Source organism: Streptomyces sp. NPDC059909 (assembly GCF_042730885.1).
Classification (GTDB): Bacteria; Actinomycetota; Actinomycetes; order Streptomycetales; family Streptomycetaceae; genus Streptomyces.
This window is the reverse complement of sequence record NZ_JBHWKX010000042.1, coordinates 44,140-65,414: the sequence shown is the minus strand read 5'-3', so window position 1 is coordinate 65,414 and position 21,275 is coordinate 44,140. Positions and strand designations below refer to the sequence as shown.

20 protein-coding genes and 1 pseudogene are annotated in these 21,275 nt (G+C 72.8%); 15 read left to right on the top strand and 6 right to left on the bottom strand.

Annotated elements, in window-relative coordinates; genetic code table 11:
• Positions 1 to 42 precede the first annotated feature (42 nt).
• A complete protein-coding gene (locus ACFV9O_RS26060; RefSeq protein WP_385421692.1) occupies positions 43 to 1,104 on the bottom strand; it encodes a S1 family peptidase in 1,062 nt (353 codons plus the stop codon).
• Positions 1,105 to 1,364: 260 nt separating this feature from the next.
• On the opposite strand from ACFV9O_RS26060, the gene ACFV9O_RS26055 reads away from it, so the two are divergent.
• On the top strand, positions 1,365 to 2,309 hold the full coding sequence (locus ACFV9O_RS26055; RefSeq protein WP_385421694.1) for a polysaccharide deacetylase family protein: 945 nt from the start codon (positions 1,365 to 1,367) through the stop codon (positions 2,307 to 2,309).
• A 446-nt stretch (positions 2,310 to 2,755) separates the two neighbouring features.
• Positions 2,756 to 4,909, top strand: coding sequence for an RNA polymerase recycling motor ATPase HelR (gene helR / locus ACFV9O_RS26050; RefSeq protein WP_385421691.1), 2,154 nt, complete (start codon positions 2,756 to 2,758; stop codon positions 4,907 to 4,909).
• A gap of 3 nt (positions 4,910 to 4,912) precedes the next feature.
• Here the strand turns inward: helR and ACFV9O_RS26045 are convergent, their stop codons facing one another.
• Positions 4,913 to 5,116: a hypothetical protein gene (locus ACFV9O_RS26045; RefSeq protein ID WP_385421689.1), complete on the bottom strand. Its 204-nt coding sequence runs from the start codon at positions 5,114 to 5,116 to the stop codon at positions 4,913 to 4,915.
• Here ACFV9O_RS26045 and ACFV9O_RS26040 point away from each other — a divergent pair.
• The gene (locus tag ACFV9O_RS26040; RefSeq protein ID WP_385421696.1) at positions 5,115 to 5,390 is read left to right on the top strand and encodes a hypothetical protein; all 276 of its coding nucleotides are present in this window, start codon (positions 5,115 to 5,117) and stop codon (positions 5,388 to 5,390) included. The genes ACFV9O_RS26045 and ACFV9O_RS26040 overlap by 2 nt on opposite strands.
• On the opposite strand, the pseudogene ACFV9O_RS26035 reads toward ACFV9O_RS26040, so the two are convergent.
• Together ACFV9O_RS26035 and ACFV9O_RS26030 are read right to left on the bottom strand one after the other, a co-directional pair.
• Positions 5,353 to 5,561, bottom strand: a pseudogene (locus tag ACFV9O_RS26035) (ABC transporter ATP-binding protein); the annotation flags it as partial. The gene ACFV9O_RS26040 and the pseudogene ACFV9O_RS26035 overlap by 38 nt on opposite strands.
• On the bottom strand, positions 5,558 to 6,235 hold the full coding sequence (locus tag ACFV9O_RS26030) for an AIM24 family protein (protein WP_385421688.1): 678 nt from the start codon (positions 6,233 to 6,235) through the stop codon (positions 5,558 to 5,560). The gene ACFV9O_RS26030 and the pseudogene ACFV9O_RS26035, both read right to left, overlap by 4 nt.
• A 71-nt stretch (positions 6,236 to 6,306) precedes the next feature.
• On the opposite strand from ACFV9O_RS26030, the gene ACFV9O_RS26025 reads away from it, so the two are divergent.
• From ACFV9O_RS26025 to ACFV9O_RS25985, 9 genes are all read left to right on the top strand, one after another.
• Entirely contained in the window at positions 6,307 to 7,023 is a 717-nt protein-coding gene (locus ACFV9O_RS26025; RefSeq protein ID WP_385421686.1) for a peptidyl-tRNA hydrolase, read from the top strand.
• Positions 7,024 to 7,278: 255 nt separating this feature from the next.
• Positions 7,279 to 8,061: a DUF4142 domain-containing protein gene (locus tag ACFV9O_RS26020; protein ID WP_385421685.1), complete on the top strand. Its 783-nt coding sequence runs from the start codon at positions 7,279 to 7,281 to the stop codon at positions 8,059 to 8,061.
• 117 nt (positions 8,062 to 8,178) lie between these two features.
• Complete coding sequence (locus tag ACFV9O_RS26015) at positions 8,179 to 9,750, top strand: DUF692 domain-containing protein (protein WP_385421683.1); 1,572 nt, start codon at positions 8,179 to 8,181, stop codon at positions 9,748 to 9,750.
• A 5-nt stretch (positions 9,751 to 9,755) separates the two neighbouring features.
• Positions 9,756 to 10,811, top strand: coding sequence for a TIGR04222 domain-containing membrane protein (locus ACFV9O_RS26010; protein WP_385421681.1), 1,056 nt, complete (start codon positions 9,756 to 9,758; stop codon positions 10,809 to 10,811).
• 31 nt (positions 10,812 to 10,842) lie between these two features.
• A complete protein-coding gene (locus ACFV9O_RS26005) occupies positions 10,843 to 11,067 on the top strand; it encodes a hypothetical protein (protein ID WP_385421679.1) in 225 nt (74 codons plus the stop codon).
• A gap of 5 nt (positions 11,068 to 11,072) precedes the next feature.
• A complete protein-coding gene (locus tag ACFV9O_RS26000; RefSeq protein WP_385421677.1) occupies positions 11,073 to 12,032 on the top strand; it encodes a TIGR04222 domain-containing membrane protein in 960 nt (319 codons plus the stop codon).
• Between the two features lie 67 nt (positions 12,033 to 12,099).
• Positions 12,100 to 12,885 carry a DUF4142 domain-containing protein gene (locus tag ACFV9O_RS25995; protein ID WP_385421675.1) on the top strand — a complete coding sequence of 262 codons (786 nt, stop codon included), beginning with the start codon at positions 12,100 to 12,102 and terminating at the stop codon, positions 12,883 to 12,885.
• Positions 12,886 to 12,978: 93 nt separating this feature from the next.
• On the top strand, positions 12,979 to 13,866 hold the full coding sequence (locus ACFV9O_RS25990) for a TIGR04222 domain-containing membrane protein (RefSeq protein WP_385421673.1): 888 nt from the start codon (positions 12,979 to 12,981) through the stop codon (positions 13,864 to 13,866).
• Between the two features lie 95 nt (positions 13,867 to 13,961).
• Positions 13,962 to 15,572, top strand: a complete 1,611-nt coding sequence (locus ACFV9O_RS25985; protein ID WP_385421672.1) for an alpha/beta hydrolase — start codon at positions 13,962 to 13,964, stop codon at positions 15,570 to 15,572.
• A gap of 157 nt (positions 15,573 to 15,729) precedes the next feature.
• Here ACFV9O_RS25985 and hemQ read toward each other — a convergent pair whose 3' ends face one another.
• Entirely contained in the window at positions 15,730 to 16,443 is a 714-nt protein-coding gene (gene hemQ, locus ACFV9O_RS25980; RefSeq protein WP_385421671.1) for a hydrogen peroxide-dependent heme synthase, read from the bottom strand.
• Between the two features lie 4 nt (positions 16,444 to 16,447).
• Positions 16,448 to 17,935: a protoporphyrinogen oxidase gene (hemG, locus tag ACFV9O_RS25975; protein ID WP_385421670.1), complete on the bottom strand. Its 1,488-nt coding sequence runs from the start codon at positions 17,933 to 17,935 to the stop codon at positions 16,448 to 16,450.
• A gap of 140 nt (positions 17,936 to 18,075) precedes the next feature.
• Here hemG and ACFV9O_RS25970 point away from each other — a divergent pair, with 140 nt between their 5' ends.
• The 3 genes from ACFV9O_RS25970 to ACFV9O_RS25960 all read left to right on the top strand — a co-directional run bounded on the left by ACFV9O_RS25970 (position 18,076) and on the right by ACFV9O_RS25960 (position 21,166).
• Positions 18,076 to 19,110 carry a DUF4349 domain-containing protein gene (locus tag ACFV9O_RS25970; RefSeq protein WP_385421669.1) on the top strand — a complete coding sequence of 345 codons (1,035 nt, stop codon included), beginning with the start codon at positions 18,076 to 18,078 and terminating at the stop codon, positions 19,108 to 19,110.
• Positions 19,111 to 19,138: 28 nt separating this feature from the next.
• The gene (locus ACFV9O_RS25965; RefSeq protein WP_385421668.1) at positions 19,139 to 20,515 is read left to right on the top strand and encodes an FAD-dependent oxidoreductase; all 1,377 of its coding nucleotides are present in this window, start codon (positions 19,139 to 19,141) and stop codon (positions 20,513 to 20,515) included.
• A 93-nt stretch (positions 20,516 to 20,608) separates the two neighbouring features.
• Positions 20,609 to 21,166, top strand: coding sequence for a hypothetical protein (locus ACFV9O_RS25960; RefSeq protein WP_385421666.1), 558 nt, complete (start codon positions 20,609 to 20,611; stop codon positions 21,164 to 21,166).
• Positions 21,167 to 21,275 lie beyond the last annotated feature (109 nt).

The window sequence follows — 21,275 nt, the reverse complement described above, 5'->3', positions numbered from 1 at the left end:
CCCCGCCCGTCGCCGTGTGGCGACCGGATGTGATGACCGGTCTCAGCCGATCTGCGCGCCGACCGCCTCCAGTGCGGTCGTCACCGGCTGGAAGAACGTCTCGCCGCCCGAGGTGCAGTCCCCGCTGCCGCCCGAGGTGAGGCCGACCGCGTCCCCGTCCCTGGTGAACAGGGCGCCGCCGCTGTCGCCCGGCTCCGCGCAGACGTCGGTCTGGATGAGCCCGGTGACCGTGCCCTCCGGATAGTTCACGGTGGCGTTGAGGCCGGTGACCTGGCCGTCCCGCAGTCCGGTGGTGCTGCCCATGCGGAAGACCTCCTGGCCGACGGCCGCGTCGGCCGCCTGCTGGATCTCCAGCAGCTGTCCGCCGCCCACGTCGACGGCGCTCGGGGCTTGCGTGGCCGGGTCGTCGTACGTGACGAGCGCGAAGTCGCCCTCGCCGGGGAAGACGGCCTCCTGGACCGTGCCGATGGGCGCGCCGCCGGGCTCCTCCGACCACTGCTCGGCCGCGACGCCGCAGTGGCCCGCGGTGAGGAAGCCGGGCTGCCCGTCCTGCGTCGTGACGTTGAAGCCGAGCGAGCAGCGCGAGCCGCCGCCGAAGATGGCGTCGCCGCCCTCGATGAAGGGCTTGAACTCCCCCGCGGACTTCTGGATGCGGGCCATGCCGTCGCCGAGCGCCTCGACCGCCGACTCGAGTCTGTCCCACTGCCGGCCGGTGACCGTGCGGTCCGCCGTGACGACGACCTGGTTCGTACGCGGGTCGACGGCCCACGCGGTGCCGGGGACGGCCGCCTGCCGTGACAGCGACTCGGTGGCGGACTTCAGCTCGGCCGAGCTGTTCCGTACGCTCCGGGCCACCGCACCGGCCCGGCGGACCTGGACGTTCACGTTGTTGTTGTCGCCGACGACGTTGACGACGAGCTGCTGCTTGCCGGCGTCGTAGTACGCCCCGCCGTAGGAGTCGCCGAGCTGCTCGCCCAGCTGCCGGAGGAGATCCGAGGCGGACGCGGCGCTCATCTTTCTGGGGCCGCCCGGCCGGTCCTCCCCCGACCCGGACTGCGAGGCGTTGGCGTTCGGCAGCAGTACGGCCGCTGCGGCGATGCCCACCGCCCCGGCTCCAGCGAGTATGGCCTTCCGCTTGGGTATTCGCCTGTGACTCAACTCTTCGCCTCCTGCGGGGGGTACGGACTCCGGCCGCCGAGGGGGCGGCCGGGGGACGCGTCCGGCCCTTCATACGGATGGCAGGAGCCGTTCTGTTCACCGTCGCGGGAAGGAAATGTTGTTGACGGTGCGTCAGGGCGAGGCGTTCAGGACATCAGCGGATGATCGTATATTTTCCGCGAGTGACCATTTTTGTACGCCGATGGATGGCGGCTGTTGCGCTCGGGGCCGCGCTTGCCGGATGCGGGGAAGGCGGGGGCGGGACCGTCGGGGCCGACGCAACCGCTGGGGTGGCAACTTCCAGTCCCAGCGGAAGTCCCAGCCCCGCCCCCAGCGCCTCCGCATCGGCGACGCGACCCGCCGCCGCGGCCGAGCCGCCGACCATGGCGCCCGGGCCCGCCGGTCTGACCCCCGTCTTCGAGCGGGCATGGTCGTCCGCCGGAACGTCCACGGGAAGGTCCACCGGAACCTCCGCCGGTTCGTCCGCCGGGGAGAAGATCGTCGCGCTCACCTTCGACGCCGACATGACGGCGGATCAGGGGCCGCGGGCCGCTCGGGGCGAACGGTTCGACAATCCGGCGCTGATCGCCACGCTGCGCCGGCTGAAGGTCCCCTCCACCGTCTTCATGACCGGCCGCTGGGCCGAGGAGTACCCCGGCCAGGCCCGGTCCATCGGCAACGACCCGCTCTTCGAGATCGCCAACCACTCGTACAGCCACTACGCCTTCGCGTCGCCGTGCTACGGACTGCCGGAGGTCGGCGAGGACGAGATGGCCGCCGACGTCGAGCGGGCCTTCGAGGCGTTCCGTGCGGCCGGGGCGAGCAATGTCGTGCCGTACTTCCGCTTCCCCGGCGGCTGCTACGACGAGGACGCGCTGCGGGCCCTCGCGCCCACGAAGGTCACGGCCGTGCAGTGGGACGTCGTCAGCGGCGACGCCTTCGCCAAGGACCCGGCGGCGGTGGCGGACCAGGTCCTGACGGGCGTCAGGCCGGGCTCCCTGGTCGTCATGCACTGCACGCGCAGCGCGGCGCCGGTGACGGAGCGGGCGATCGCACACATCGTGCCGGCGCTGCGGGGGCGCGGGTACCGCTTCGTGAAGGTGTCCGAACTGATGGCGGACGGGCGCATTCCAAGCCCGTCCGACGATTGAGGACGGACACACCGTCCCACCGTCGGTGCAAGGCACGCCCCAAGGGCCCAGGGGAGATCCTCCTGGGCCGACGAAACCGCCGTACGTGGCGCGTCGCCGCCTCGCGAAGGGCGTGTCCGTCCACAGAGGACGGCAAAAAGATCCGTCCACAGGGGGCGGCAAAAAGAAAAGGCAAGGAGGTCACCCACTCCTTGCCACTCTCAACTTATAGCGCACTAGGGGGCTTGCGGCAAGACCCGGGTCGTGGGGCAGAATCGCGGGCCGAGGTCAGAACCTGCAGAAATGGGAGATTCACGAAGTGTGTGCGTTGTTGTCGGTTTATTGGTCGTGCGGTGGCATCGAGCCGATGGTGGGACGCGCGCTGCGGTTGCGGGCACTCGACACCGAGGTGCGGGTGTGCACGCCGCCGGACGTCGCGGCAGCGACCGCGGATCGGAGCTGATGACATGAACCCCCTGACCACCAGTGCGTTCGACCTTCCCGACCACCTCTCCCCCAAGGCCGACCCGGCGCTGATCGACGGCGACGAGCAGCACTTCGCGGCCATCGCGGAGAGCCTCGAGCAAGCGATCGCCGAACTGTCCGACCGCCTCGATGCCGAGCGCAGGGCTCCCGGCGGCATCGGCCGGGAGGCGATGGACCGGGACACGGAGATCCACCGGCTGACCGGTCGCCTGCGTGCCCTGCGTCGCTTCGGTTTGGACCTGTGCCTCGGACACATCGTCAGCGCAGACAACCCCGAGCCCGTGTACATCGGACGCCTTGGCCTCACCGACAGCGCGGGGCGTCGGCTGCTGCTCGACTGGCGCTCCCCCGCGGCCGAGCCGTTCTTCGCAGCGACCCACGCCGGCCCGATGGGTCTGGCAAGCCGCCGCAGGTATCGCTGGACCCGCGGCCGGATCAGCGACTACTGGGACGAAGTGTTCACCGCTGACGGGCTCGAAGGGCACGCCGCGCTCGACGACCAGTCCGCGTTCATCGCCAGTCTGGGCAGCAACCGGTCGGCCCGGATGCGCGACGTGCTCGCCACCATCCAGGCCGACCAGGACGCCGTCATCCGGGCGGGATCCCGCGGTGCTCTGGTCGTCGACGGCGGTCCGGGTACGGGCAAGACCGTCGTCGCTCTGCACCGCGCCGCCCACCTCCTCTACTCCGACCCTCGCCTCGGTCACCGTCGGGGCGGTGTGCTGTTCGTCGGTCCGCACCAGCCCTACCTGGCCTACGTCGCCGATGTCCTGCCCAGCCTGGGAGAGGAGGGCGTGCAGACCTGCACCCTGCGCGACCTCGTCGCCGAGGGAGCCGGAGCAGCAATCGAGACCGACCCGACCGTGGCCCTTCTGAAGTCGTCCGCGGACCTGGTGAAGGCGATCGAGCCGGCCGTCGCCATCTACGAGGAGCCGCCCACCGAGGGGATGACGGTCGAGACGCACTGGTCCGACATCTGGCTGAGCGCCGACGACTGGGCGGCGGCGTTCGCAGCAGTGGAGCCGGGTACGCCGCACAACGAGGCGCGCGACCAGATCCGGGAGGAGCTGCTCACGATCCTGATGGACAAGGACGACAGTGACGCCCCGCCCGAGCTGCTCCGGGGGTCGCTGCTGCAGGACCGAGAGCTGATCAAGACCCTCAACCGTGCCTGGCCGATGCTCGAAGCGAGCGACCTCGTCGGAGATCTGTGGTCGGTGCCCGCCTACCTGCGCAAGTGTGCTCCCCGGCTCAGCCCTGATGACATTCGCAAGCTGCAGCGCGAGGACGCCCAGGCCTGGACGGTGTCCGACCTGCCGCTCCTGGACGCGGCACGGCAGCGGCTCGGCGACCCGGAGTCGTCAGCGCGCAAGCGCCGGCACGACGCCTCCGTCGCCGCCGAACGTGCGCACAGGGCCGACGCCATCGACAGCCTGCTGCAGAACGTCCTGATCGACGAGAGCGAAGGCGCGATGGGGATGCTGCACGGACGGGACCTGCAGGACACCCTGATCGACGAGAGCGCACTGCCCAGCACCGAACCGGACCTGCTCGCCGGCCCGTTCGCGCACATCATCGTGGACGAGGCGCAGGAACTGACCGACGCGGAGTGGCAGATGCTGCTGCTGCGCTGCCCGTCCCGGAGCTTCACCATTGTCGGGGACCGCGCCCAGGCCAGGCACGGGTTCACGGAGTCGTGGCAGGAACGTCTCGAGCGGATCGGGCTCGACCGGATCAACCTGGCCTCCCTGAGCATCAACTACCGCACGCCGAAGGAGGTCATGGCCGAAGCCGAACTGGTCATCCGAGCCGAGCTCCCGGACGCCAATGTGCCGACCTCCATCCGCAGCAGCGGCATCCCCGTCGTCCACGGATCCGTTTCGGATCTGGACGCGATCCTCGACACCTGGCTCGCTGCGCATGCCGACGGGATCGCCTGCGTCATCGGCGATCCCACGTTCCGGGCGACGTCCCGCGTCCGGTCGCTGACCCCGGAACTGTCGAAGGGGCTCGAGTTCGACCTGGTCGTCCTCGTCGACCCGGAGGAGTTCGGCAAGGGTGTCGAAGGAGCGGTCGACCGCTATGTCGCGATGACCCGGGCGACCCAGCAACTCGTCATCCTCACGAGCTCCTGACGTCTAGCCGGAGCAGGCCGTGCGTTCGGCCTCGCGCCATTCGCAGACCGGGCAGAGGGTGGCGCCCTTGACCGACTCGGGGTACTCGGTCGGGTCTCCGCACAGCACGCAGTCCGCGAACGGGCCCTCGGCCTGTTCGGGCGCGGAAGGACGCGCGGGGGACGGGCCCGCCGCGGGCTCGCAGTACGGGGACGACGCTTCGGTCATGCGTACGAGCTTAGTCCCCGTCGTCGCACCGGCGGTTCAGCACGCACACCAGCGCGGCCGCCCCGGCCGCGACCGCCACCGCCGCGGCAAGCGGAAACACCGTGTGGTGCACGGCGCCGTGCGGGAGCCGGTCACGAGGGCGGTCACGGCGGCCTGCGCCGGAGAGCCGGTGGTGACCAGGACCAGGAGCGATGCGAGCGCGGTCGCGGCGAGCGACCAGGCCCGCCCGCGCAGCAGCGGCCGGGCACGTACGCCGTCCGAGGCCGCCCCGTGACGCGCCCCTCCGTCGGCGCGTCGATCCCCGCGAGCAGCCGCAGCAGCGTGGACCTGCCGCTGCCGTCCCTGGACGCGGACGAGGGTGCGCGCGGGCAGGTCGAGGCCGACGCCGCGCAGCACCCACGGCCCGGCCGGCCCGTAACGGCCGGCCGACTGCCCGCAGTCTCAACTGGCGGCGGCCTTCTGCGGAGTGGCCTCGCTGGGCCTGACGATCACGAAGCCCTCGCCCTGGAGCATCAGCTGGACCGCCTCGCCCGAACCGCCGCGGAGCATCGAGCCGATGGACTGCGAGCGGTGCAGCGAGGTGTTCAGCTGGGCGCTCCAGCCGACGACCGCGTCGGTGTCGACGTACACCGGCTGCTGCGCCGAGACGGGTATCACGATCGGGTTGCCCTCGCAGATGACGCCGAGCTTCCCGTATCCGGTGAACAGGCTGTTGAAGAGGCCGCCGCCGGTCATTCCGGCGCCCTTCACATGCCGGATCTCGTACGACAGCGTCGAGTCGAAGCACAGCACGTTACGGCCGTTGACGGTGAGCGCGTCGCCCTGCTCGACGTCGACGATGAAGCAGTTCGCGGCCTCGTGCGCGAACCAGGCCTCCCCCTGCCCGCGCACGGCCATCAGCGGCAGGCCCTCGCCCGTGACGGCCCGCTTGAGCATGCCGCCTATGCCCTGGCCCTTGCGCTCGAACTGCAGATTGCCGCGGAAGGCGATCATCGAGCCCTGGCGCGCGAGCATCTCCCCGTTGACCGCGTACTTGATCGATTTGGCGTTCTGCAGGCTCATGCCGGGTACGGAAGCCTGCTGCGCCATGTTCTCGGTGGCAAAGAGATCGCTCTTCATGCGGGGCATCGTCGCCCGGAGGGTTTCATTCCGCCAACATCCTCCAGGATGAGCTTTGGCAGACTGTCCGGGTGAGCAGCCATGACAGCCGTCCCGACAGCCCCTTCCGGCAGGAGCGCACCCCGCGCGACGAGGCCCCGCAGTTCGTCCTCCCGCTCGTGGTGCGGATCGAGAAGACCGCCCCGCCCTCCCGCACCGACGCGCTGGAGACCGCGGCGCGCGCGGTGCTCGTGCTGCTCTCCGACGAGCGCTCGCTCGGGGACGGTCCGTGGGCGCAGGCCGTGCGGGACTGGCAGGACGCCCGGATCCGCAAGGTGGTGCGGCGGGCGCGCGGCGCGGAGTGGCGCAAGGCGTCGGCGCTGGAGGGCATCACGGTGACGGGCGGGTCCGCCGAGGTGCGGGTGTTTCCGCCGGTGCCGCTGGACGGCTGGCCCAAGGACCTGGCGAAGCTGCAGGTGTCGGGCACGGAGCTGGAGGACCCCGAGGGGCCGGCCGGTGTCGTCGGCCCCGGCCGGGCGCTGATCTGGCTCAATCCCGACCTCCACATGTCGACGGGCAAGGAGATGGCGCAGGTCGGCCACGGCGCCCAACTGCTGTGGTGGGACATGGACGAGGCCGAGCGCAAGGCGTGGCGCGAGGCCGGATTCCCGCTGGCCGTGCGGACCGCGCACCCCGGCCGCTGGGCGGAGCTCGTCACGAGCGGCCTGCCGACGGTCCGCGACGCGGGCTTCACGGAGATCGCGCCGGGCTCGGTCACGGTCGTCGCCGGGCATCCCGTGCGCGACTGACGCGACTGACGCGACTGACGCGACTGACGCGAACGAACGGGCCGTCGGCGCGAGCGGGGACGGTACGCGACGGAAAGGCCCGTCCGCCCGGGCTGCGCCGGTGCGCGACTGAACCGACCGCCGCCCGGGTCCGTATCCGACTGAACGGAACCCCGCCCCGTTACGTACCTCCCAGTACTGCCAAGTAGGTTGAACCACCGGTTTCGGTTGCCGGTTGATTCCGCGGTACGCACATCAGCTCGGGAGGAACACTTGTTGCGGCGCATCAACGGGACAGCACTCATCATCGCGGCCCTGGTCGCCACGGTCGGCGCGCTCGCGTTTCCCGTCTGGTCCTACGCCGACCGCTCCGGCACCGGGCAGGCCAACCTCAACGCGTCGAGCGTGGCGACACAGTGGGGCCCGCTGTCGGCGACCGACCGCGACCTCCTGGTCAAGGTGCGGCTGGCAGGACTCTGGGAGCTGCCCGCGGGCCAGCAGGCCATCGAGCGCGCGCCGAGCCAGGCCATCAAGGACGCGGGCGACCATCTCGTCGTCGGGCACACCGACCTCGACCAGCGGGCCCGTGACGTGGCGGCGAAGCTCGGCGTCGAGCTGCCGAACCAGCCCACTGAGCAGCAGCAGGACTGGCTGCGGGAGCTGTCGGCGGCGAGCGGGCGCGATTACGAGGTCAAGTTCGCGAACATCCTCCGCATGGCGCACGGCAAGGTCTTCGCGCTGGTCGCCCAGGTCCGCCACAGCACGCGCAACACGCTGATACGGCAGCTGGCGAGCGACGCCAACCAGACCGTGCTGGACCACATCACCATGCTGGAGGCCACCGGACTGGTGGACTTCGACGCGATCGCCAACGACGCGGCCGGTCTCGCGACGGCCAGCCCCACCGGCCCGCCGGCCCCGAACGGCAACATTCCGCCGGCGCCGTCCCCGGCGGCTCCCACGGGCCAGGACCAGTCGTTCACGTCCCGCCCGTCGACGCAGCCCGGCCCGCCGACGGCGGTCAACACCAACCGTCCGCTGCCCGGGACCCAGCAGTAGCGGAGCGTCGTCCGGAATCGTCCCGGAACCTCAAATCAACCTCTGAACGTCCCCTCCTCTGGATTCGGCAGGGTCCGGCGGGGCCATGACCCCTGCACATGCAGAGGAGGGGGACCCATGAAGAGGCTCGACAGGCTCGGCACGGGCATCGGCTGGCGCCCGGAGATCGCCGACAGCGTGGAACGGCTGCCAGGCCTCGACTGGGTCGAGGTCGTGGCGGAGAACGTGTGCCCCGGGCACCTGCCGGACTCCCTCGTACGGCTGCGGGAGCGCGGCGTCACGGTCGTCCCGCACGGAGTCTCCCTGGGCCTCGGCGGCGCCGAACGCCCCGACCCGGCCCGGCTCGCGGCCCTGGCCGAGCGGGCGGAGGCGCTCCGCGCCCCGCTGGTCACCGAGCACATCGCCTTCGTCCGCGCGGGCGGCCCGCTCACCGCGTCCCCGCGCCTGGAGGCGGGCCATCTGCTGCCGGTCCCACGCACCCGGGACGCCCTGGACGTCCTCTGCGAGAACGTCCGCATCGCCCAGGACTCGCTGCCGGTGCCGCTCGCCCTGGAGAACATCGCCGCGCTGATCTCCTGGCCCGGCGAGGAACTGACGGAGGGCCAGTTCCTGGCCGAGCTCGTCGAGCGCACGGGGGTCCGCCTTCTGATCGACGTCGCCAACCTCCACACCAACCACGTCAACCGCGGCGAGGACCCCGTGACCGCGCTCGACGAGCTGCCGGTCGAGGCCATCGCCTACGTCCACGTCGCCGGCGGAGTCGAACGCGACGGCGTCTGGCACGACACCCACGCCCACCCGGTGACCCGCCCGGTCCTGGACATCCTGGCGGAGCTGCGCTCCCGCACCGACCCGCCGGGCGTGCTGCTGGAGCGGGACGACGACTTCCCGCCGCCGGGGGAACTCGAGGCTGAACTGGCGACGATCCGCCGCACCCTGGCGGCGGCGTCCCCGCTCGCGCGGCGGACCACGGCGTCGGTCACCGCTCTCCAGCAGGCAGCCCTCGCGACAGGTCAGGTGGCGGGTCGTGCGAGCGGCGACGCCGGCCGTGCCGGCCGGGATGCCCAGAGCGGTGCCCGCCCAGGGCCACGGACAACGCAGGCAGGCGCCGGCGAAGCCGCGCCGCGGAAAGCCGCTGCACCCGCAGGAACGGGAACCCCCCGGCCGCAGGCCAGGGTGACCGCCTGCCCGCTCACGGACGCGGCAGCGGCGGCGGTACCGGCCGGGGACGGGGAGCCCGCCGGACACCAGGAGCCCGGCGGGTGCCGGGCCACCGGCGACGCCGTGCGCGAGCGCGTCGGGCTCGCGCAGGCCGCCCTATTGTCCGCGCTCGTCGCGGGGACACCCGCGCCGGAGGACTTCGATTCGCGGCGGCTGCGGGTGCAGAGCCGGGCGCTCGCCGCCAAGCGCGCCGGCGTCGTGGCGAAGGTGGCCCCCGAGCTGCCGGAGATCCTCGGGGACGGCTACCGGACCGCGTTCCTCGCGTACGCCAGGACCCGGCCCATGCGCGACGGTTACCGCAGGGACGCCCTGGACTTCGCCGAGCAACTGCTCGTCGCCGGAGGCCCCGGCGACCCGGTCGCGCGGCGGCGGCTCACCCATTGGTGGCAGGACCGGGCCGGCGCCCGGCCGCCGCGTCGTTCGACCCGTCTCGTACGGGCGGCCCGCGCCGCCCTCGTCAGGAGGTGACCCGGATGGTCTTCAACGTCATCGCCGTGCTGGTGACGGTCGCCGTGGCCGTCTCCTCGACGCTGCTGATCAGCAGGCTGTCCGCCGCGCGCAGCAGCGGCCCGGGCGGACCCGTGCACGACCTGATGGAGGTCGCGTTCCTGAACGGCGGGCCCGCGCGCGTCGTCGACACCGCACTCGCCGCCATGGCCTCCGACGGACGGATCATGATCGGTGGCCCCGGCATCGTCGCCGTACAGCGGCCCGTGGCCCACGACCCGGTCGAGCGTGCCGTGCTCCACGAGACGGCTGCCGCGCCGCACGGAGCCCTGCACACGATGCGGCTCGCCGTGATGCGCAGCCCCGCCGTGCAGGAGATCGGCGACGCCCTCGCGGCGCGCGGGCTGATGGTCGAGCCCCAGGCCCTGCGCCCATGGCACCGCTGGGCCGTCGCACAGGCGCTCTGCTGCGTGCTGCTCCTCCCGATGTCGATCGTCCTGACCATCGCCCAGTTCGCGATGCGGGAGGGGGTCGACGACATCCCCGTGCCGTTCGTCGTCAAAGTGCTGCCCGCCTTCTTCGGGGGGCTGATCATCGGGCTCGCCTGCTCGGCGAAGGCACGCCGCAAGGTCACCGAGGCGGGCGGGCGGGCCGCGGCCGAGTACGCCATGGCCCATGTGTACGCCGCCGACGCGGGCCACCGCGTGGCGCTGGGCGGGCTGCGCGCGCTGCCCGACCCGCTGCTCCGGGCACAGCTGGTGGCGGCCGCCCGGCTGGTACGGACCGGCCACGCACGGCCCGTCGGCGGCCACGGGCCGGACGGCGTGCTCATTCCGGCCACCGACGACATCGTGTGGTGCGCCTCGACGGACCCGGGGTCCGGCGGCTCCGGGGGCGGTGGCTGCGGCGGCGCGGGCGGAAGTTCGTGCGGCGGGGGCAGTGGTGGCGGCAGCTGCAGCAGTGGCTGCGGCGGCTCCTCCGGCGGGGGCGGGGGTTCCTCGTGCGGAAGCAGCTCGGGCGGCGGTTCGAGCTGTGGCGGAGGGAGCAGTTCCAGCTGCGGTGGAGGGAGCAGTTCCAGCTGACTCCCGGAACCGCTCACCCGGGCCCAGCAGCGTGCGGGCCGCACGCGGGAGGCACGATGCGCTCCCACGCCTTTCCCACCCCGCGCGCAGGGCCGCCCTGGACTTCGCCGAGCAGCTGCTGATCGCCGGGCCGCCGGAGGACCCGGTCGCCCGCCTGCGGCTCACGCACTGGTGGCAGGACCGGGCCGGGGCCCGGCCGCCTCGTCGCGCAACCCGTCTCGTACGGGCGGCCCGCGCCGCCCTCGTCAGGAGGTGACCCCGATGCTGTTCAACATCATCGCCGTGCTGGTGACGATCGCCGTGGCCGTCTCCTCGGTGCTGCTGATCCTGGGCCTCGCGGCCACCCGCCGCAGCGCGCCCGGCGGCCCCGTTCGGGACGTCAGGGAAGTGGCGTTCCTCAAAGGGGGGCCCGCCCGTGTCGTCGACTCTGCGGTCGCCGCGATGGCCGTGGACGGGCGGCTCGCGGTCGGCTTCCCCGGCGTCGTCTCCGTCGTGCGGCCGGAGTCGGGCGATCCCGTCGAGCGCGCCGTGATCGAGGCGTCGGCCGCCGCGCCGAACGGGGCGCTGTACACACTGCGGCGCGCCGCGATGCGCGACCCCGCCGTGCAGGAGATCGGCAACCGGCTCGCGGCGCGCGGGCTGATGATCGAGCCCCGGTCCCTGCGTCCCTGGCGCATCTGGGCGTCCACGCAGTGGATCTGCTCGTTTGTACTGCTCCCGGCCTCGATGGGCCTGACCGTCGTGCAGTACATCGGGCGCGACGGGTACGCCGACCTCCCCCTTCCGTTCGTGGTGAAGGTCCTGCCCGCCTGCCTCGTGGGCCTCGCCGTCGGGGCCGTCTGCCAGGGCAGGGCGAAAGGAAAAGTCACGAAGGCGGGCAGGCGTGCCGCCGCCGAGTACGCCAGGGCCCATGCCCGGTCGAGTGACGCTGGGCAGCTCGTGGCACTGCGCGGCGTGCGCGCGGTGCCCGACCCGATACTCCGGGACCGGTTGGTGGCGGGCGCCGGGATGCTATGGGCCACGCGGCCGGCGACGGCGGACGGATCGTCCACAGACGTCCTGCCCGTCGTGTGGTGCGCTGCGTCCATCGCCGGCGCCGACGGCTCCGGTGGCGGGGGCTGCGGGGGCGCGGACGGCGGCAGCGGTGGCTCCGGCTGCGGCGGATCGAGCTGCGGCGGAGGAGGCGGCTCCAGCTGCGGTGGAGGGAGCAGTTCCAGCTGACTTCCCGGAACCGCTCACGGGATCAGCACCGGGCCCAGTAGCGTGCGGGCCGCACGCAGGAGGCACGATGCGTTCCCACATCTCTCTCACCCCCCGCACCACGAGTACCGGCCTGGTCGTCGTCGCCCTGACGGCGACCATCGCCGCGCTCGTCTTCCCCCTCTGGTCGTACGCGGACCGCTCGGGCACCGGAACGGCCGACCTCAAGGCCGGTTCGGTGCCCACCCGGTGGGGTCCGCTGTCCGCCGCCGACCGGGACTTCATCGTCCGCGTCAGGCTCGCCGGCCTGTGGGAGGTCCCGGCCGGCCAGCAGGCGGTCGGCCGTGCGCCGAGCCGCGCGGTCGCCGTGGCCGGTGAGCATCTCGTCTCGGGCCACACCTATCTCGACGCGCGCGTACGCGAGGTGGCGTCACGGCTCTCCATGGAGCTGCCCAACCAGCCCACGCCGGAGCAGCGCGCCTGGCTGCAGCAGCTGACGGAGGCCCAGGGCCGCGCGTACGAGGCCGGATTCACCAACATTCTGCGCCGGGCCCACGGCAAGGTCTTCGAGCTGGTCGCCAAGATCCGGCACACCACCCGCAACACGCTGGTCCGTGCCCTCGCCGACGACGCCAACACGACCGTTCTCGACCACATCAAGGTCCTGGAGGCGACCGGGCTCGTCGACTTCGACGCCCTGGCCGAGGAAGCGGCGGAAGCCGCGCGGGCCTCGGACCCCGCGGGCCGGGGCGCCCCGGGCACCGTCGGCCCCCCGCCGCCCGTGCCGGGCAGCACTCCGCGGCCCGCGGTCACGGTGACGCCGACCAGGACGTACCCGCTGCCGCCCGCGACCTCCAGACCGCCGTCCAGCTGACGGGGCGCCCGCCGCCCGGCAGCTGACGAGCCGTCCGTCCGGATCCTGACATTCCCATGGCGCCCGGACGGTGATCTCGCGTAGAACTCCGCCATGTTCTGGGTCCTTCTCCTGCTCCTGGCCTGGGCGGCCGCCGCCGTCAGTTGCGCCCGGCTCTGTCTCGCCGCGACCGGCGCGGCCCGCGACGAAGCCGCCGCCGCCCACAACGCCGACGACGACATGCACGACATACGCGACCGCTCCCCCTTCGCCGGTCGCAGGGGCCACGTCCACGACCCCGACCGTGACCGCGACCCCGACCGCGACCGCGACCGCGACCGCGAGCTGAGCCTCTACGAAGCCGCGTTCCTGGCCGGTGGCCCGCATCGCGTGGCCGAGCTGACGCTGGTGTCCATGCACCGCGCGCGCCGCCTGCTGCTCGCGCACACCGGGTGGGCCACCGTCGTCGACCCGGAGGGCATGGACGACCTGGAGCGCTCGGTGATCCGGGCGATCGGCCCGGCAGGCCAGTCACGTACCGCCGCGATACGGCACGCCACGGCCGCCGCAGGCGCCGTCCGCGCCCTGGCCGACCGGCTCGTGACCGCCGGCCTCGCCGTCCCCGATGCGGTGAGGGCGGTCATGACGAGTGCCGTGCGGGCCGTGTGGGCCGCTGCCGCGCTCACCGTCGCGCTCGCGGCCACCGCGCTGCTGATGCTCCCTCAGGAGCAGAGCCCGCCCGGGCACGTCGCGGCCTGGTTCGCGCTCCCCCTCGTGCTCACCCTGGGCTGTCTCGGCATCGCCCGCGTCGAGATCCACCCGTACACCCGCTGGGCCTCCCCTGCCGGACAGCGGCTGCTGCGCGCGCTCCCGCCCGGGTCCGCCGACGGCACGGAGCGCGCCCTGCTGACCGCCGTGGCCGTCCGCGGGGTCCGGGCGCTCGACGATCCGGCGCTGCGCGCGGCCCTCGCCGACCGCCGGTTCACGCATGGGGGTCATTGACGCCGACACCGCAGAGCGGTGCTTTACATGCGCCGCCGCTCTGGTGATCTTCGTGCCACCGGGGAAAGCCGCCGTGGGTGCGAAGGGGATACGCGATGAGAGCAGTAGCGCTGTACGGAGCTGTCGGCTCCCTGGTCCTGTCGGCCCTGGCCGTCGCACCGGCGGGCGGTGCGACCGCGACCCCCGTCGACGACCTCCTCACGCCCGAGGGCCGCGGCACCGTCGTCGCAGCCGCTCGCGCGGAGATCGCCGGGATCCCGTTCGCCGGCTGCCCCGAGGTGGAGGACCTGCCGTCGTACGTCGAGTGCGGCACGGTCGCCGTCCCGCTCGACTACGCCGATCCGCTGGGCCGTCAGATCCGGCTCACCGTCGGCCGGGTGAAGGCCACGGGCAAGCCGGCGGAGCGCCAGGGCGCGCTCGTCTACAACCCCGGCGGGCCCGGCGGCTCGGGCATGTACTTCCCGATGATGTCCAAGCTGCCCGAGTGGAAGCGGATCGCGGCGGCGTACGACATGGTCGGCTACTCCCCCCGCGGCGTGGGCCGTTCCGCCCCGCTGTCGTGCCAGAACCCGGCCGACTTCACGAAGGCCCCGACGCAGGCCCCGGCCGAGCCCTCCGCCGCCTACAAGCTGGAGCGGATCGCCCGGGCGAAGACGTACGCCCAGGGCTGCGCCCGGAACGCGGGCCCGGACCTGCGCCACTTCCACTCGCTCAACAACGCCCGCGACCTGGAGGTGCTTCGGGCGGCCCTCGGCGAGGAGCGGCTCACCTTCCTCGGCACCTCGTACGGCACGTACCTGGGCGCCCTGCACGCCACGCTCTTCCCCCGCCACGTGCGGCGCATGGTCCTCGACTCGGTGGTCGACCCGTCCCCGGACAAGATCTGGTACCGCAGCAACCTGGAGCAGTCACTCGCCTTCGAGAGCCGGTGGGCGGACTTCCGCGCCTGGGTCGCCCGGCACCACAAGACCTACGGTCTGGGGACGACACCCGCGCAGGTGCTGCTCAGCTACGAGAAGGCCCGGGCGCGGCTCTCGCACGAGCCGGCGGGCGGCAAGGTGGGCACCGTACAGCTGCAGCGGGCGTATCTGCAGGCCGGCTACTACGACGACGACTGGGCCAGGCGGGCGTACGCGCTCTCGCAGTACCTGAAGGGCAATCCCGGGCCACTGATCGCCCAGGCCGCGCCGGACCCGGCGGACGCGGCCGAGACGGAGAACGGCGACGCCGTCTACACGGCCGTCGAATGCAACGACGCTCCCTGGCCCACGGACTGGAACGTGTGGGACCGCGACAACACGGCGCTGGCGCGCCGGGCGCCGTTCGAGACCTGGGCCAACGTCTGGATGAACCTGCCGTGCGCGTACTGGCAGGCGCCCCGGCAGCGGCCGCTCGACGTGCGCACCGGTCCCGGGGAGATTCCGCCGGTGCTGATCCTGGCGGCGGAGCGGGACGCGGCGACCCCGTACGCGGGTGCGCAGGAGCTGCACCGGCGGCTCGGGGGCTCGGTGCTGGTCACGGAGCAAGGCGCCGGCACGCACGGCATCGCGGGCGGCGCGAACGCATGCGTCAACGGTCACATGGAGGCGTATCTGCTGACGGGCAGGACGCCGGTGCGGCGCGCGTCGTGCGCGCCGCACCCGCAGCCGGACCCGGTGTCGCTGGACCAGCGGGCGGTCGAGCGCAAGCTGCCGCCGGCTGTCTGATCTTCCGGGTCAAAGGGGGACGGGCCGCAGTCACGGCCCGTCCCAGGTCCTGCAGGAAATCGGTCAGGCGAGCCCGGCCACCAGGTCCGCGACGGACTTACGACGCCCGGTGCTGCATGTCCCGGGGGCCACCCCCCGGACCCCCGGCCGGAAGGTGTCACGCAAGACCGGCCACCAGGTCCGCGACGGACTTACGACGCCCGGTGTAGAACGGGACCTCTTCGCGGACATGCTTGCGGGCCTCGGAGGCGCGCAGGTGGCGCATCAGGTCGACGATGCGGTACAGCTCGTCCGCCTCGAAGGCGAGGATCCACTCGTAGTCGCCGAGCGAGAACGAGGCGACCGTGTTCGCGCGCACGTCCGGGAAGCCACGGGCCATCTTGCCGTGGTCCGCGAGCATGCGGCGGCGGTCCTCGTCGGGCAGCAGGTACCAGTCGTACGAACGCACGAAGGGGTACACCGAGACGTAGTCGCGGGGCGTCTCGTCGGCCAGGAAGGCCGGGATGTGCGACTTGTTGAACTCGGCGGGGCGGTGCAGCGCCATGTTGGACCACACCGGCTCGAGCGCGCGGCCCAGACGGGTGCGGCGGAAGAGGTTGTACGCCTCCTGGAGCTGGTCCGCGGTCTCCGCGTGCCACCAGATCATCACGTCGGCGTCGGCCCGAAGGCCGGACACGTCGTACGTGCCGCGGACAGTGACGTCCTTCGCCGCGAGCTGGTCGAACAGCTCCTGGACCTCGTCGGCGTAGCCGGAGCGGTCCTCGGGCAGGACGTCGCGCAGCCTGAAGACGGACCACAGGGTGTAGCGGATGACCTCGTTGAGGTCCTTCGCCTTCTTACCGGCGTTCGGGATCTTTTCGGGCGCACTCATGTGTCTATTCTCGCCCGTCACGGACAGTGCCGTGCACCGGGGGGGCCGTGGCGATGATCTCGTCCGCCGCGCGCCGCCCGCTGCCGATGCATGCGGGGATGCCCACGCCGTCGTACGCGGCTCCGCAGATCCGCAGCCCGGGCAGCTTGGCGACGGCGTCGCGGACGCGGGCGACCCGGGCCAGGTGCCCGACGGGGTACTGCGGCAGTCCGCCGATCCAGCGGGTGACCTCGCTCGCCACGGGCCTGGCCGTGACGCCGGTCGCTTCGCCGAGGTCGCTCAGCGACACGTCGACGAGCTCGGAGTCCTCGCGCTGGAGGTGCTCCTCCTCGCCGTAACGGCCGACGGAGGTGCGCAGCAGGAACAGATCGGGGGCGGCGTCGGACACCCAGCTCCACTTCTGTGCCGAGAAGGTGGACGCCTTGATGGTGCGGCCGTCGACGGGCGGTACGAGGAAGCCGGAGCCGGCGGGCAGCTGCCCGGCCAGGTCGGAGCGGCGGAAGGCGAGGGTGACCAGGGCCATCGAGGCGTACTCGACGGCGGCGAGCTCGGCGGACGCGGCCGGGGACTCCGCGGCGAGCAGCGCGGACGCGGACCAGGCGGGGGCCGCGAGGATCACACCGTCGGCGAGGAACGGCCGGCCGTCGGCGACGACCTCCCACACGGGGGCGCCCGCGGTGCCGGAATCCCGGTCCTCGCGCGGCACCCGGCGCAGCGCGGTCACCGGGGTCTCGGTGAGGATCTCCCCGCCCCCGGCGCGTACGGCGTCGGCGACGGCGAGCGGCAGCGTGCCGACGCCGCCTGCGATGCCCATGAAGACGGGCCCCGCCTCCTGCTGCTCCGCGGCGCGGCGCTGGATCTCGCGGACGCCGTCGAGCAGGGAGCCGTGGGTGCGCGCGGCCTCGAAGAGGGCGGGGACGGCGGCCCGCATGGAGATGCGGTAGGCGTCGCCCGCGTACACACCGCCCAGCAGCGGCTCGACCAGCCGGTCGACGACCTCGCGGCCGAGGCGCTCCGCGACGAACGCACCGACGGCGACGTCGTCGCCGACCTGGGCCGGGTGCAGGTCGCGCTCGTGCGCGATCCGGGCGAGGCCCTCCGCGGAGAGCAGCCCGGAAAGGGCGTCGGCGCTGCCCGGCACGCCCATCACATGGCCCTTGGGCATCGGGCGCAGCGCGTCGCGGGTCCACACGGACGCGGTGGTCGTCGCCGGGGGCTGCAGCCGGTCCGCGAGGCCGACGGCCCGGGCGAGGTCCACGGCCTCGGGGCGGCGGGCGAGCATCGACTCGGCGCCCAGGTCGACGGGGGCCCCGGCGATCTCCCCGGCCAGGAGCTTGCCGCCGAGCTGCGCCGTCGCCTCCAGCAACGTCACGCGCACCCCGGCGGAGAGCAGCCGGTGTGCGGCGGCGAGTCCGGCGATACCGCCGCCGATGACGACGACATGGGCCGTACGTGGGTCCGTACGGGCGTGCGTCCGTGTGTCCGCGTTCATGCGTCCACTCTCTCAAACCGCCTGCCACGGGCCGTAATGAGTCCTGACCGTGACCGCTTCGGAACCGGAATCCGGCAACCCGCTCCCCCACCGCGTACGTCGAACTGTCACCATCCACCACCATCCCTGGGGGGACCGACATGCGTGCACGACGTCTCACGTTGGCGGCAGCCGCACTCCTGACCGCCTCACTCGCACTCACGGGCTGCGGAGGGGCCGACGACATCGCCCAGAGTTCCGCCGACAAGGGGGTCGCGGCGGACGGCAAGGGCGGCGAGTCGGCCGCGAGGGGGCCGGCCGCCGATTCGGGTTACGCGGCACAGAAGCCCGCCGAGGGCCAGGAGCAGGGGCAGGACAAGGGGCAGACGGCGAAGAAGCCCGTGGCCGCGACGCACGTCATCCGCACCGCCGAGCTGGTCGTGGAGGTCAAGGACGCGACCAGGGCGCTCGCGTCGGTCCGTACGACCGTCGAGACCGCGGGCGGGCACATCGCCAACGAGACCACCGAGCGGGTCGACGACACACAGGTGATGTCACGTGTCGTACTGCGCGTTCCGCAGGACCGGTACGCCTCGGTCCTCGCCGACCTCGCGGGCTCCGGAAAGCTGCTGACCCGCAAGGCGAACGCGCAGGACGTCACCGACCAGGTGGTCGATGTGGAGAGCCGTATCGCCACCCAGCGGGCCAGCGTCGCACGGGTGCGGGAGCTGATGGACCAGGCCACCCAGCTGAGCGATGTGGTCACGCTGGAGGGCGAGCTGAGCCGCCGTCAGGCGGAGCTGGAGTCGCTGCTGGCCCAGCAGGCGTCGCTGAAGGACCGTACGGCGCTGGCGACGATCACGCTCGAGCTGCTGGAGCAGGACCGCGACGAACCGGTGGCGGAGGAGGACGACCCCACCTTCCTGGACGCGCTGAAGGGCGGCTGGGAGGCGCTGGTGGAGTCCGTGCGGTGGATCGGTCTCGTGCTGGGTGCGGTGGCACCGTTCGCGGCGGTGCTCGCGGTGCTGTTCGCCGTGTGGCGGTGGCTGATCCGGCCGTGGCGGAGGCGCGGAGCCTCCGCCACGGCGGCTCCTGACCAGGCTCCGGCTGCGGGCCCGGCCGAGGGTCCGGCCAAGGGGTCGGCGTCGGGTGCGGCTCCCGTCCCGGCTCCCGCTTCGGCGCCCGAACAGGACTGAACGACCCTCCCCACGTAGCGTGTTCCGCATGGGACACCAACGACTCGTGGTCATCGGCGGCGATGCGGCGGGCATGTCCGCCGCATCGCAGGCCCGCAGGTTCAAGGGACCGGAAGAGCTCGAGATCGTCGCGTTCGAGCGCTCCCACTTCGCCTCGTACTCCGCGTGCGGCATTCCGTACTGGGTCGGCGGCGACGTGCGGGAGCGGGACGACCTGATCGCCCGTACCCCCGAGGAGCACCGGGCGCGCGACATCGATCTGAGGATGCGCACCGAGGTCACGGAGCTGGACACCGCGGGACAGCGGGTCAGGTCCCGGGACCTGGAGTCGGGCGCCGAGTCGTGGACGGGCTTCGACAAGCTCGTCATCGCGACCGGCGCCCGGCCGGTGCGCCCGCGGCTGCCCGGGATCGACGCCCCGGGCGTGCACGGCATCCAGACCCTCGACGACGGCCAGGCGCTGCTGAACACCCTCGACCGCACCGAGGGCCGGCGGGCGGTCGTCGTCGGCGCGGGCTACATCGGCGTGGAGATGGCGGAGGCGCTGCTCAACCACGGCTTCGACGTGACGGTCGTCAACCGCGGGGCGCAGCCGATGGCGACCCTCGACCCGGACATGGGCCGGCTGGTGCACGTCGCGATGGACGGGCTGGGCATCACGACCGTCGACGACGCCGAGGTCACCAAGATCCTGACGGGCCCGGACGGGAGGGTCCGCGCGGTCGCCACGGAGGACGCCGAGTATCCGGCGGACGTCGTCGTGCTCGGCATCGGCGTGGAACCGGAGACGGCCCTCGCGCGCGAGGCGGGGCTTCCGCTCGGGTCGTACGGGGGGCTGCTCACCGATCTCGCGATGCGCGTACGCGGCCACGAGAACATCTGGGCCGGCGGCGACTGCGTGGAGGTGCTGGACCTGGTCTCGGGCAGCGAACGCCACGTCCCGCTCGGCACGCACGCCAACAAGCACGGCCAGGTCATCGGCGCGGGCGTGGGCGGCGGCTACGCGATCTTCCCCGGTGTCGTGGGCACGGCCGTGAGCAAGGTCTGCGACCTGGAGATCGCCCGTACCGGTCTGCGCGAGAAGGACGCCCACGAGGTGGGTCTCCGGTTCGTGACCGCGACGATCGAATCGACGAGCCGTGCGGGCTACTACCCGGGCGCGGCCCCGATGACCGTCAAGATGCTGGCCGAGCACCGTACGGGCCGGCTGCTCGGCGTGCAGATCGTCGGCCGCGAGGGGGCGGCGAAGCGCGTCGACATCGCGGCGGTGGCGCTGACGGCGGGGATGACGGTGGAGCAGATGACCGCTCTCGACCTGGGCTACGCGCCGCCGTTCTCACCCGTGTGGGACCCGGTGCTCGTCGCGGCGAGAAAGGCGGTGGCAGCGGTACGGGAGGCGGGCTGACGGGTGATGTCCCGCGGGTGAAGGAGTGCGCCCGGCAGGGTGACCCTGGGCCCGCGGCCCGGGCAGGAGCGCCTGAGCGGTTACCCCTCTCCCATGATCAAAAACTCGGTGCGCGCCCTGTGCGCCCTCTCCCTCGCCCTTGCCCCTCTGCTCACCGCTTCGCCGGCCCACGCCGTGACCGCCTGCACGGTCAACGGTGTGCCATCGGCGGGTCCCGACGTCACCGGCACGGCGGGCGGCGACTTCATCGCGTGTTCCATGCTCGACGCGGGACACACGGTCAACGCCCTCGGCGGCAACGACACGATCGTCCTCACCGGCGACATCAGCGGCACCGTCGGCGGAGGTGCCGGCAGCGACATGGTCCGGCTCGCCACGACCGGCACGCTGAACACCGCCGGGGTCATCAACGGAGATGTCGGCGGCGACGCCTTCGACCTGCGCGGCACCGTCCTCGGCCTGGTCCAGGGCAACGAGGCCGACGACTTCATCACCGTGGGCGTGGTGGGCGCCGGCGGCACGGTGAACGGCGGCGCGGGCACCGACTTCCTCCAGGTCGGAGTCAACGGCGGCGCGGTCGACGGCGGCGCCGACTTCGACGTCTGCCAGGCCGGTTCCGGAAACCCGCCCGTCTGCGAGATCGTCTTCTGAGCCTGCCGGGCCCCGTGACCCACTCCCCTCGTACGGGTGTGGGGGGCGGGGGGAGGAGGGGGGGGGGGGAGGAGTAAGGAGAGAGGGGGGAGAGGGCTTCGGGGCAGCG